Below are 13,462 nucleotides of genomic sequence, written 5' to 3'. Positions count from 1 at the left end.
GAAATAGTTCATTGACATGAACTAGTAGCCGAGGTCAGGATGTGGCGCGATCTTGATGAGCTCCTTACGCGAAGAGAGATGACCGATGTCCAGGTGTCCCGGGCCGCGAGGTTGGCGCACGCTCGCCGTCGTCGCCGTGGTGGGTGCGTTCGTGGGGGCGGGAACGCCTTGGGCCGCGGTGGCGGACGGCGGGCCGGCCGGCTCCCGCGCCGGCCGGCCCGCCGAGTGGCGGCAGGCGTCGGCGCGGGCCGCCGAGACCGGGGAGCAGGTCGAGGTGACCGGCGCCCGGACCGAGTTCTCCACCACGTACGCCAACCCCGACGGGGAGTCCTTCCGGCTCGAACAGTCGACCGTGCCCGTGCGGGTCAAGGGGGCGGGGGGCGCGTGGGTGACGCCGGACGCCACGCTCCAGCGCCGCGCCGACGGCACCGTGGCCCCGGTGGCCGCCGCCGTCCAGATGAATTTCTCCGGTGGCGGCGACGGCCGACTGGTCGGCATCACCCGTGACGGCCGCACCCTCGAGCTCGGATGGCCGGCCCCCCTGCCGGCGCCGGTGCTGGACGGCCCGAACGCCACCTACCGCGACGTGCTGCCGGACGTCGACCTCAGGATGACCGCGACGACCGAGGGCTTCAGCCAGGTCCTGGTCGTCAAGACCCCGCAGGCCGCCGCCGACCCCGCGCTCGAGCGCGTCGAGTACGCGGTCACCTCCTCCGGGCTGAAGGTCGAGCAGACCGAGGACGGCGGCATGTCCGCGACCGACGGCAACGCCACCGAGGTCTTCTCCTCCCCGCCCGCCGCCATGTGGGACTCCACCGGCGACCCGGCCGCCGGCCGGTCCGCCGCGACGAGCGGGCCGGCCGCGTCGCTCAGCGGGCGGGCACCCGCCTCCGCCACGCCGGAGGACGGAACGGCCCTCGCCGCGGAACCGGACGGCGCCGACGGCGCCGACGGCCCTGCCCCCGGCGCGCGCCAGGCCCAGCTGCCCATCGAGGTCGGCGGCGGCACGCTCGCGGTCGTGCCCGACACCGGCCTGCTCCGGCAGAAGGACCAGGGCGCCTACCCCGTCTACATCGACCCGAGCGTCACCTGGGGCGAGAGCGACCGGACGCTGCTGCGCTCGGACGGGTACGAGTCCTACAACTGGAGCAACGGCGACGACAACGAGGGCAAGGGCGTCGGCCACTGCGGCACCTGGAGCGGCTACTACTGCGGCCCCGGCTACACCCAGCGTCTGTACTTCCAGTTCTCCCCCGCGAGCCTGAAGGGCAAGCAGGTGCTGGGCGCGGCCTTCCGCGTCACCGAGCCGTGGGCGTTCCAGTGCTCCCCCCGATGGGTCGACCTGGTCCGCACCAACAACATCTCCTCCGCCACGACCTGGGCGAGCCGGCCCAAGGAGCTCGACTGGATGGTCGACCGCGACGTCTCGGCGGGCCGCGGCTCGGCGTGCGACCCCGACGAGCCGGCCGCGCCGATCGAGTTCCGCGACAACCCCGAGGAGACCAACGAGAACCTCACCCCCACCGTGAAGGACTTCGCGGCCGGCAAGTTCTCCAAGCTGACCCTGGAACTGCGGGCGCACGACGAGAGCGACACCTCCGCCTGGAAACGTTTCCGGAACGACGCCGTGCTGGTCGTCGACTACGTGGGGATGCCCGGCGTGCCGACCGGCGTCGGCCTGGTCACCGGCTCGGGAACGGTCTGCGAGACCAAGGAGTCGGCGCCCGCGGTCGTCTCCGACCCCACGCCGGCCATGGCGACGGTCCCGCAGACCCTGGCGGGCGGCGAGTCCGGCGCGATGCTGCGGGGGGCGTTCTACGTCCAGAAGAAGAACTCCGACGGCACCTGGACGCAGGTGTTCTCCACCATCGAGCGGCCGGCGAGCGGACACGTCGGCGACAACGTGAAGGTGACCGCGGACGCGCCGACGCTGACCGAAGGCGTGCTCTACCGCTACGACTCCTGGACGCGCTCGTACTACGGCAACTACACCAAGTGGCTGGCCGGGACCAGCAGCTACCTGAGCGCGGGCTGGTGCTACTTCAAGGTCGACCCGACCGCGCCGAAGGCGCCGGTGGTCACCCCCGGCGCCCCGTACACCGCGTGCACCACCACCGCGTGCACGGCGGCCGGCGGCCCGGGGCTGGGCGCGACGTTCACCTTCGCGCCGGCCTCCGGCGACGCCAACAACGTGGCCTACCAGTACCGCCTGTCCACCACGCCCACCTGGTCGGCGGACGTCCAGGGCGCCACGGTCAAACCGACGATCACGCCGGGGGCCTCGGGCACCTTCAGCCTGTACGTCCGCGCCAAGGACAACGTGGGCCGCTACGGCGCCACCACCGTCCTTGACTTCCTGGTCGCCGCGGGCGCGGGCCCGGTCGGCAGGTGGCACTTCGGCGAGGACGCGGGCGTCGCCGCCGACTCCTCCACCGGCTCCGCCCGGCACGACGCCACCCTCAGCGGCGGCGCGGTGCGGGACGGCCGGGGACGCCGCGGCGAGCTGTGGTACGACGAGGACGGCACCGCGCTGACCACCCCGAAGACCGACAAGGGCCTGAGCCTGAACGGCACGTCGGCCTACGCCGCCACCTCCGGGCCGGTGCTGGAGACGCGTTCGGCCTACTCGGTCGCCGCCTGGGTGCGGATGGACCAGACCACCACGCCGGGCACCGTCCTGTCGCAGGACGGCGCCGGAGGCTACAGCCCCTTCAACCTCTGGTACGACGTGGGCCGGGTGTCCTACTGCTTCGGCGTCAAGGACGCCGACGCGGCGACGGGCAAGGCGTACTTCGGGGTCTGCGCGAAGAACAACACCGCCCAGGTGAACGCCTGGACCCACCTGGCGGGCACCTACGACCCGGCGACGCAGAAGCTCGCCTTCTATGTCAACGGCCTGCCGCAAGGCACCGCGACCGTCGCGGGCGCCTGGTCGGCCACCGGACCGTTCGAGATCGGCCGCTACACCTGGGCCGGCCTGTTCCAGCACTACCTGGCCGGCTCCGTCGACGAGGTCGCCGCCTGGCAGCGCGTCCTGACCCCCGAGGAGGTCGCGTCGCAGGCGCGGTCGGAGTCCCCGGCGTCGGGGCGCGATGACATGGAGCTGGTGGCCGACTGGGATCCGGCGGGTGCCGCCGGGACGGCGCTGCCCGACACGCTGTCCGGCTACGGCCGCTCGCTGACCCTGGCCGGCGGCGCGACGCTGGACGGCGAGGGCCTGGTGCTGGACGGCGTGGACGACGCGGCCACCGCCCCGGGGCCGGTCGTCGACGACACCGGCTCGTTCACCGTGACCGCGAAGGTCCAGCTCGACCAGGACAAGGCCCTCGCGATGCCGATCGGCTCGCTCGGCCAGGTGGCCGGGCAGCGCACCGCCGACGGCTCCTCGTGGGGCCTGTGGTTCGAGCTGACCGGCAAAGAGACCAGGCTGGACGACGACGGCAACGAGGTGGCCGTGCCGGTCGGCTTCTGGCGCTTCGGCCGGGTCGGCAAGGACGGCGCCAAGAGCTGGGTGAGCTCCGAGGACACGGCGAGCCCGGACAGCCCCGTGCGGCTGACCGGCGTCTACGACGCCCTGGCCCCGGGCGGCCCGGTGGTGCGGCTCTACGTCGGCCACGAGCAGAACGACCTCGACCTGGCCTACACCGCGGCCGCCGGGTCCGGCGAGTTCGCGGTCGGCAAGGGCTTCAGCGCCACCGCCTGGAGCCACTTCCTGGCCGCCGAGCTCACCGACCTGCGCCTGTGGGCGGGCGCCCTGTCCGACTCCGACCAGCTCGACGCCGTCGTCGGCGACTGACGGCGTGCGGGGACCGGCACCCCGGTCCCCGCACGCCCTCACCCCCGGTTGATCCCGGTTCTTAGTTCCTCTCGAGGAGGTTGGGTCATGCGTCGGCCCGTAATGCGCGCTGCCTTGGCGACCGCGATGGCAGTGATGGTGACACTGGCGCTGGGGGTGACGCCCGCGGCCTCCGCCGCGGCGGGCCCACCCGGCGCGCCCCCCGTACCGCAGCAGCGGTCCAGCAAGGTCAGAGCCATGAACGCGACCGGCGCCAGGAAGGCGCGCGAGCAGGTCGCGGCCTCCCAGGCGCGCAACGACGCCTGGGCCGCCCGGGCGGCCGGGGAGCGCAGGGCCGCCTGGCCCAAGGCCGGCACGGCGCAGGTCCCGCTCGGCGCCGCGAGCGTCACCGTGGGAGACCTGCCCGTCACCCTGACCCCGGCGCCCGGAAAGGACGCCGGCGCGACGGCGGCGACGTCCCCCGGGACCGCGGCAGGCACCACGGCAGGCACCACGGCAGGCGCGGCGGCCGGTACGGCGGCGCGCGTGCGGGTGCTCGACCGCGCCGCCGCCGAGGCGGCCGGGGTGGACGGCGTGCTGCTGACCGCCTCGGCGGCGGCCTCCGGCGAGGCCCGGCTGAGCGTCGGCTACGCCTCCTTCGCCTCGGCGTACGGCGGCGGATGGGGCGGCCGGCTGCGCCTGGTGGGACTGCCGGCCTGTGCGCTGACGACGCCCGCGCGGGAGGAGTGCCGCACGCGCACCCCGCTGGCCTCGGTCAACTCCTCCGCCACGCTCACCCTGTCGGCGCCGGTCACCCTCGGGGCCGCTCCGGCCGTGTTCGCCGCGGAGGCCCTGGCCCCGACCGGCGAGGCGCCCGACGGCGGCGGCGACTACTCGGCCACGCCGCTCGGCGCGTCGTCCACCTGGGAGGCGGGCGGCGGCTCCGGCGCGTTCACCTGGTCCTATCCGATGGCGCCGGTGGAGCCCCCCGCCGGGCCCTCCCCCTCGCTGGACCTGTCCTACGACTCCGGCGGCATCGACGGGCGCACGGCCGCCGGCAACAACCAGGGCACCTCGGTCGGCGAGGGATTCGAGACGGCCGCCGCCTCCTATATCGACCGCCAGTACGGCCCCTGCGACGAGGACGGCCACGACGAGCAGTACGACCTGTGCTGGAAGTACGAGAACGCCTCGCTCGTGCTGAACGGCAGGTCCACCGAACTGGTCAAGGACGACACCGGCCACGCCTGGCGGCTGAAGAACGACGACGCCTCCACCGTCACCTGGTCCACCGGCGCCGCCAACGGCGACGACGACGGCGAGTACTGGATCGTCACCACCGGCGACGGCACCAAGTACTACTTCGGCCTGGACAAGCTGACCGGCGCGGGCGCCGAGCGCACCAACTCGGTGTGGACGGTCCCGGTGTACGGCGACGACTCCGGCGAACCCGGCTACACCAAGGGCGACGCCTTCGCCGACCGGGCGGTCACCCAGGCGTGGCGCTGGAACCTGGACTACGTCGAGGACACCCACGGCAACGCCATGTCGTACTGGTACACCAAGGAGACCAACTACTACCGCAAGAACAAGGCCGACACCGCCACCACCCTCTACACCCGCGGCGGCTACCTGGACCGCATCCTGTACGGGCAGCGGTCCGACACGCTGTTCAGCGCGACCGCCCCCGACAAGGTGTCCTTCTCCTACAGCGAGCGCTGCACGGACGGCGACTGCTCCAGCCTGACCAAGGACACCGCCGAGCGCTGGCCCGACGTCCCCTTCGACGCGATCTGCGCCAAGGACGCGAGCAAGGACGACTGCCACACCGAGAGCCCCGACTTCTTCTCCCGCAAGCGGCTGGTGAAGGTCGAGACCTCCGTCCTGTCCGGCACGGCGTACAAGCCGGTCGACTCCTGGGCGTTCACCCAGAAGTACCTGGACGGCGGCGACATCGGCACCTCCGCCGACCAGACGCTGTCGCTGACGTCGATCGTGCGCACCGGGTCGCCCACGGACGGGCCCGTGACGCTCGACCCGGTCTCCTTCACCTACGCGATGCGGCCCAACCGGGTCGCCGGCGGCACCCAGCCCGGCGGCGGGAACATCCTGCCGCTCACCAGGCCGCGCCTGGAGACGATCACCTCGGAGACCGGGGCGCTCACGACGGTCAGCTACAACGAGCCGGAGTGCGTGCGCGGCTCGGCGATGCCGGCGGCCGAGGACGCCGGCAACGGCTCGTGCTACCCGCAGTTCTGGCACGTCAACGGGGCCTCCGACGCCTCGGTCGACTGGTTCCACAAGTACCGCGTGCTGGCGGTGAACATCGCCGACCCGGCCGGGGACAACCCGCTCACCGAGTACTCCTACGCCTACGACAAGCCGGCCTGGCACTACAACGACAGCCCGTTCATCCCCGCCGGCGAGCGCACCTGGTCGCTGTGGCGCGGCTACCAGAAGGTCACCGCCTCCACCGGCTCCGCCGGCGGCACCCGGACCACGACCGTCTCGGTCTTCCTGCAGGGCATGAACGGCGACCGGCTGCTGAAGTCGGCGAGCCCCCGGGTCGTCGACCCCGACCGGCGGCGCGCCGCCTCGGTGCCCGGCCTGGACGCGACCGGGCTCGACGTGCCCGACCTCACCGACGCCGAGCAGTACGCGGGCTACACCCGCGAGGAGGTCACCTACGACGGCGCCGTCCCGATCGAGGTGACGGTGAACGACCCCTGGTCGTCGCGGACCGCGACCCAGCACAAGTCCTACGCCGACACCGAGGCGTACTACCTGCGCACCGGCAGGTCGTACGAGCACACCTACCTCACGGTCCCGAAGACCTGGCGCACCGTCTCCACCGCCACCACCTACGACGGCTACGGCATGCCGGTCACGCAGGACGCCACCGGGGACACCGCCAAGAGCGGCGACGAGACCTGCACCCGCACCTGGTACGCGCGCGACGACGCCAAGGGCATCAACACGCTGGTCTCCCGCACCCGTCAGGTCGGGCGGCCCTGCTCGGTGAAGGAGGCCGACCTGTCGCTGCCCGCCGACGGCGCCACCGCCGGCGACGTGCTGTCCGACACCGCCACCGTCTACGACAACGCCTCGGCGACGGGCTGGTCCGCCGGCCAGAAGCCGGCCAAGGGCGAGGAGAGCTGGACCGGCCGCGCCACCGGCTACCCGGCGGCGGTCACCGGCGGCGACCGGCCGCCGACCGGCTGGCAGCGCACGGCGAAGACGACCTTCGACACGCTGGGCAGGCCCCTGGTCGTCACCGACGCGGGCGGCAACCCCACCACCACCGCCTACACCCCCACCGGCGCCGGCGTGCCCACCAAGACGGTGGTCACCAACGCCAAGCAGCAAAAGACCACCGTCTTCCTCGACGGGACGCGCGGGCAGCCGCTGCGCACCTACGACCCCAACGACGCCAAGACCGAGCAGACCTACGACGGCCTCGGCAGGCTGACCGGGGTGTGGCTGCCCGACCGCAGCAAGGGCGGCGGCGAGACCCCTAGCATGGCCTACTCCTATGTGTTCGAACGGGGCAAGGCGCCCGCGATCGGCACCTCCACCGTCCGGTCGTCCACCACGGCGAACTGGACGTACCAGATCTTCGACTCGCTGCTGCGGCCCATGCAGACCCAGCAGCCGACGCCGAACGGCGGCCGGCTGCTGACCGACACCCGCTACGACTCGCGCGGCCTGGCCTACGAGACCTACGCCGACATCTTCGACGCCGGGCACACGCCGAACGCCACCTACAGCCGGGAGGAGTACGGCGAGGCGCCCAAGCAGACCAACCGCGTCTTCGACGGCGCCGGACGCCCGACCAGCAGCACCTTCCTCACCTACGGCGTGCCGAAGTGGACGACCACCACCGCCTACACTGGTGACTCCACCGCCACCAGCGCCGTGACCGGCGGCAAGGCGACCCGCACCATCACCGACGCGCTGGGACGCACCGTCGAGAGCCGCGAGTACGGCTCGCCCTCGCCGGCCGACACCCAGTACGGCTCCATGACCGCGGGCGGGTACGCCTCCACCTCCTTCGCCTACACCCCCGGCGGCCGGCAGCTGACCGTCACCGGCCCCGACGGCGCCCAGTGGTCCTACACCTACGACCTGTTCGGGCGGCAGGCGGGCATCACCGACCCCGACAAGGGCGCCGGCACCCTGCGCTACACCGCGCTCGACCAGCCGGACACCGTCACCGGCGCGAACGGCTCGGTGCTGCTGTACGGCTACGACGAGCTCGGCCGCAGGACCGGGCTGTGGTCCGGGTCGCGCACCGACGCCGGCAAGCTGGCCGCCTGGACCTACGACACCGTGGTCCAGGGGCGGCTCGCGTCCGCGACCGGCTACGAGGGCGGCGCCGTCGCCACCGGCAGGGCCTACACCCGCAAGGTCCTGAGCTACGACGCGCTGTACCGCGCGACGAGCACCGAGATCGACCTCGACCAGAAGGACCCGATGGTCGTCTCCGGCGCGGCCAGGACCTCCTACATCTTCGGCGGCGCCTACAACCCGGACGCCACCCTGAAGAGCTCGACCGAGCCGGCGGCCGGGGGTCTGGCCGCGGAGACCGTCAGCCTGACCTACACGGCGACCGGCCAGGTCGTGAAGGTCACCGGCACCCAGGACTACCTCCAGGCGGCCGACTACAACCCGCTCGGCCGGCCCCAGCAGCTCACCCTGGCCCTGTCGGGGGACGCCGCCGCCAAGAAGACCTACATCAGGAACACCTACGAGGAGGGCACCGACCGGCTGAAGAGGTCCTTCGTCACCACCCAGTCCACGCCGGTCAAGCCTCAGGACCTGACCTACCACTACGACGACGCGGGCAACGTCACCGAGATCGCCGACACCCCGACCCAGGACGGCGCGGGCGCGAGCGACTTCCAGTGCTTCGCCTACGACGGGCAGCGCCGCCTGACCGAGGCGTGGACGCCGGCCACTGACGACTGCACCAGCAGAACACTGGGCGGGGCCGCGCCGTACCGCACCGGGTACACCTACAACAGCGCGGGCATGCGCAGCACGGAGACCGGCTACACCGGCGGAGCGGCCGCCACCTCGACGTACTGCTACGGCGACACCGCCAGGCGGCACGCTCTCACCGCGGTCACCTCCGCCGCGTCCTGCACGGGCGTGACGCCGACCTACTCCTACGACAAGTCCGGCAACACGACCGGGCGGGGCGGCCAGACGCTGACCTGGGACGCGCAGGGCCGGGTCTCCACCGTGACGCAGGGCGGGCGGAAGGCCACCTACGTGTACGACGCCGACGGCGAGGTGCTGCTCCGCCGCGCGGAGGGCGACGGCGAGAGCGTCCTGTACCTCGGCGCCACCGAGATCCACCAAAGCAGGACCGGCACCGCCGTCAAGAACTGGGCCGTCCGTTCCTACACGGCCGGCGACCAGGTCATCGCGGTGCGCAGCACGGAAACGGGGACGAACACGGTCACGTTCGTCGCCGGAGACCAGCACGGCACCTCCTCGCTCGCGGTCGACGCGAGCAGCCAGGCGATCGCCAAGCGGTACACGACCCCGTTCGGCGCGCCGCGCGGCGCCCCGTCCGGCCGGCCATGGCCCGACGACAAGGGCTTCCTCGGCAAGACCGCCGACGAGGACACCGGGCTCACCTACGTCGGCGCCCGCCTGTACGACCCGCTGACCGGCAGGTTCCTGAGCGTGGACCCGGTGCTGTCCACCGACCAGAGCCAGTCGCTGAACGGCTACTCCTACGGCAACCAGAACCCGGCCACCTTCAGCGACCCGACGGGCGAGGAGATCGGGTCCAGGCCCAACTCCTGCCAGTACGACCTGAAGTACTGCGACCAGGCGACGCAGGACGCCGTCGGCTACGACCCCAAGACCGGCACCGCCGACCCGGCGCGGAAGAAAAAGAAGAAGAAGCAGCCGACGCCCTCCCCGAGCCCGGGCCCGGCGCCCAAGGCCCCGCCCGGCGGGTGCTTCTGCAAGGGCAACGGGGTCGACCTCAGCACGGCACTGCTGCTCCACCCGTTCCACTGGGGCAACAACACCAACGGCGCGAACGAGATGGCCTGGCTCTACCACAAGGGGAAGATGCACGACGGCATCTGCGAACGCCATTCGCTGCAGTACGTCTGCTACAGCAGCTCCCCCGGCGGCGACCAGCCGATGACCATCGGCGACGTGCTGTTCTACCCGTACTCCAAGCAGGCCTACCAGCAGCAGATGCAGGAGGAGAAGCAGCGCCGCGAGGACATCGCCAAGACCAGCAAGGTCTCCGGGCGCGCACAGGCCGACGCCTACGGGCCGAACCTGGAGAAGCACGAGGCGGTGCACTCCCGGCAATGGGCGGCCTCCGCCACCGCCGTCGACTTCGTCGCCCGGTACGCCGCCGCCGCGGCCTACTCCCAGCACAAGGTCGGCGACCCGGCGTCCATGAACAAGTACGAGATGGAGGCCAACCTGTGGTGGGGAAGCTACTGGACCTGGCGGCCCCTCGAATACCGGATGCCGGGGACCTAGAGAGGAAGATGGAACGGTGATTCGCAGAAGGGGGCCCGGGCTCACGCGCGGGGCCGCCGCACTGACCGCCCTGGCCGCCCTGGTCTCCTTCGGCGCGGGATGCACGCCCGCGCCGAAGGGCGTCCTCGCCGTCGAAAGGGCCGCGGACGGCGGCGCGCGGCTGCTGCTGGCCGACTGCCCCGGCTACCTGGCCAAGGACTTCTCCGTCCTGGCCGACACCGACACCGGCGGCACCGGCGGCGGCGGGCCGGCGGCCTGGAGCGTGCACAACGGCGGCTGGACCTCCTCGGTGCGCGCCATCCGGCTCTTCCAGAACCCGCCCGCCGGCTGGCGCGCCACGGGGAGCGAGCTGACCGCGCTCCGCGAGGGCGTCCCCTATGTCGCCACCGTCAGCGGCGCCATGGGCGAGAGGAGCCTCAAGGGACGGGTGCCGTTCACCGCCGCCGACCTGGCCGGTCTGGGGAACGGTCAGGTGCTGGCCTCGGACGGAGGGGACGGCAACACCACGATGGGCCGGGACGACTTCCTGCGCGGCGACCCGGACCGCTGCCGGCCATGAGCGGCGACGCCTCCCCCACCCAGGGGTGACGTCGCCTCCCCCTCACCCGGGGCGGCGACGCCTCCCTCTCCCAAAGGCGACGCCGCCTTCTTACTCCAGCGGCCTTCTTACTCCAGCGGCGACGCCGCCTCCCTGCTCGGGGGCGGCGCCGCGGTTCGTCCGACGGCGATCCGGCCCGGGGGGTTGGCTCTCCGGATCTGGTCCGTCCGGGGTCATCTCCTCGCGCAGGCGGCGCCGTTGAGGGTGAAGGCCGCCGGGACCGCGTTCGCGCCGGTGTAGGCGGCCTGGAAGCCGAAGGCCGCCGTGCCGCCGTTGGCGCCGATCGTGCCGTTCCACGCGGCGTTCCGCACCGTCACCTGCGCTCCTGACTGGGTGACGGTCGCGTTCCAGGCGCCGGTGACCCGCTGAGAGCCGCCGAAGGTGAACGCCAGGGTCCAGCCGTTGACAGCGGCGGTCCCGTTGTTGGTGATGGTGACGTCCGCGGTGAACCCGTTCCCCCAGTCGTTGACGCTGTAGCCGACCGAGCACCCACCGGGCGTGGAGGTCGGCGTGGGAGTCGGCGTCCGGGTCGGCGTGGGAGTCGGGGTCGGCGTGGGAGTCGGGGTCGGCGTGGGAGTGGGAGTCCGGGTCGGCGTCGGGGTGGGGGTCGGCGTCGGGGTGGGCGTTCCGCCGCCCTTGGCCGCCATCCGGGCCGAGTGCGCCCGGAACACCGCGAGCGCCGGGTCTCCGCTCTTCACGCTGTGCTGGTCGCCGCCGCCGTTCTTGTCCGGGTACCACCAGAACGCCGACCCGTCGCCGTTCCTGGCCTCGAAGTCGGCGTAGAGCGCCGTCCACCAGGTGACCCGGTCGGCGTTGCCCTCGGTGTTGAACTCGCCCATGAAGAACGGCTTGCCCACCACGTCGTGCGAGTCGGAGATCCATCTGCCGATCAGCGTCTTGGTCTGGTCCAGGGTCAGGTTCGCCCAGCCCGCGTTCGGATACGGGTGCGCCGAGGTGAAGTCGACGTAGGGCGACTGGTGGATGTAGACGAACGGATTGCCCTCGTCGCCGCCGAACCCGTAGCGGGACTCGTGGCCCTCCAGTCCGGCGCCGACCATGTGGTTGGCGTCGATGCTCTTGACGTAGGAGGCCATCTCGTCCACCCACTTGCGCAGGGTCGCGCCGCTCTTGTTCTCCTCGGCACTGACGTCCTGGTAGCGCGGCTCGTTCATCAGCTCCCAGGCGAACACGGCCGGCTCATCCTTGTACTTGACGCCGCTGTAGTGGTTGGTCCGGTTGAGGGCGTAGTTGACGTAGTTCTTGTACTGGGTGAAGCAGCCCGGGCACCTGGTCTTGTCGAAGAACACCGCCCGGCCAGGGTGCCCGCCGTTCAGCCCTTCCCACTTGAGCCGGGTGTCGATGCCGCCGTAGGCCTCCCAGTAGTTCTCGAACACCGGGATCAGCCGGATGTCGTGCGCCTTGGCCGACTCGATGACGTAGTCGAACAGGGCGAACTGCTGGTCGTTGTACTGCCCCTTGGACGGCTCGAAGCCGTGCCAGCTCTCGTGGCTGAACATCCAGAGCCGGACCACGCTGACCTTGTCGGCCTGCATCTCGGCCATGTGGGCGTCGATGCGCGCCTTGTCCATGTACTGCGTCTCGGTGTCTCCGTAGCTGCCGCCGTAGGTGAAGATGTCGTAGGTGTTGGCGCCGGCGAAGTAGTACGTCCTGCCGTTGAGGCAGAAGTGGACGCCGCAGCGCTGCACGAAGCCCGAGGCGGCCGCGCCGGCCACCGGGAAGGCCGTCGGCGCCACGCCGGCCATGATCGCCAGGGCCAGCGCCAGCAGCAGGTGGAGCGGCCTGATCCGTCTTGCCATGGTGGTGTTCCTTGCGGGGACGAGAGGATGGGGGCGCTGCCAAACAACTCCGTCCCGCACCGAGCCGCAACCGCCCGGCGCCCGGCCGGGACGCGCATCGCCGCGACATGCGGCCCGACCTGCCCTTAACCGGTTCGGCCGCCGCCGGTCCCCCACCACGGCCTGAAAGCTTCACGGTCCCGCTCGCGGCCGGCGAGATCCGGACGGCGACCGTCCGTTCGCGCCGGGCCGTCTGCTGTACGGTTCGCGAGTGAGGTACTCCATCCGTGTCGCTGTCGGCTCGCTGATCTCCGTGATGTGCCTGGGGCTGGCGCTCTATGCCTTGTATCAGCTCGTCCGCGGCGGGAGTTGCGCCTCGGGCGGTGTGCACGTCTCCGCGCGTCAGTGCCCGCCGGGCACCGAGACGTGGGCGTGGGTGCTGCCGGGCGCGATCGTCGGCGGGCTCCTCGCCTTCTTCCTGGGCACCGTCAAGGGTATCGGCCCCGCCCCGCAGGACCCGGCCGGCCCCGGCCCCGCAGGACTAGGCCATCACGTGCCCGGCGGCCAGGCGCGTCCGGCGAGGCCGTTCGCAGGACCGGCGATCGTGGTGCGGGGGCAGGTCATCTCCGGCGAGCGCCCGTCCGGGGCATCCCCCGACGGGCGGGACCCACTCGACCGGCTGCGGAAGCTCCAGGCGCTTCTGGACGCCGGCACGGTCTCCCCCGCCGAGTTCGAGGCGGCCAAGGCGAGGATCCTGGCGGAGATGTAACCGGC

Annotated in this window: 5 protein-coding genes; 4 read left to right on the top strand and 1 reads right to left on the bottom strand. The window is 72.2% G+C overall.

The genetic code is table 11. From position 1 onward, the window contains the following. The first annotated feature begins 85 nt into the window (after positions 1 to 85). From ACFQSB_RS12615 to ACFQSB_RS12605, 3 genes are all read left to right on the top strand, one after another. Entirely contained in the window at positions 86 to 3,796 is a 3,711-nt protein-coding gene (locus tag ACFQSB_RS12615) for a LamG-like jellyroll fold domain-containing protein (RefSeq protein ID WP_380826450.1), read from the top strand. 237 nt (positions 3,797 to 4,033) lie between these two features. Next, positions 4,034 to 10,294 carry an RHS repeat-associated core domain-containing protein gene (locus ACFQSB_RS12610; RefSeq protein ID WP_380826449.1) on the top strand — a complete coding sequence of 2,087 codons (6,261 nt, stop codon included), beginning with the start codon at positions 4,034 to 4,036 and terminating at the stop codon, positions 10,292 to 10,294. Between the two features lie 16 nt (positions 10,295 to 10,310). Next, positions 10,311 to 10,853 carry a hypothetical protein gene (locus ACFQSB_RS12605; protein ID WP_380826447.1) on the top strand — a complete coding sequence of 181 codons (543 nt, stop codon included), beginning with the start codon at positions 10,311 to 10,313 and terminating at the stop codon, positions 10,851 to 10,853. A gap of 212 nt (positions 10,854 to 11,065) precedes the next feature. Here the strand turns inward: ACFQSB_RS12605 and ACFQSB_RS12600 are convergent, their stop codons facing one another. Continuing rightward, positions 11,066 to 12,709, bottom strand: coding sequence for a cellulose binding domain-containing protein (locus tag ACFQSB_RS12600; protein ID WP_380826446.1), 1,644 nt, complete (start codon positions 12,707 to 12,709; stop codon positions 11,066 to 11,068). 250 nt (positions 12,710 to 12,959) lie between these two features. On the opposite strand from ACFQSB_RS12600, the gene ACFQSB_RS12595 reads away from it, so the two are divergent. Beyond that, positions 12,960 to 13,457 (top strand): SHOCT domain-containing protein, encoded by a 498-nt coding sequence (locus ACFQSB_RS12595; RefSeq protein WP_380826444.1) that lies wholly within the window; start codon positions 12,960 to 12,962, stop codon positions 13,455 to 13,457. Positions 13,458 to 13,462 lie beyond the last annotated feature (5 nt).

Origin of the sequence: Sphaerisporangium rhizosphaerae, assembly GCF_042665155.1 — a bacterium.
Classification (GTDB): Bacteria; Actinomycetota; Actinomycetes; order Streptosporangiales; family Streptosporangiaceae; genus Sphaerisporangium; species Sphaerisporangium rhizosphaerae.
Note: the sequence above shows the minus strand (reverse complement) of the source record. Positions and strands in the feature narration are given on the sequence as shown.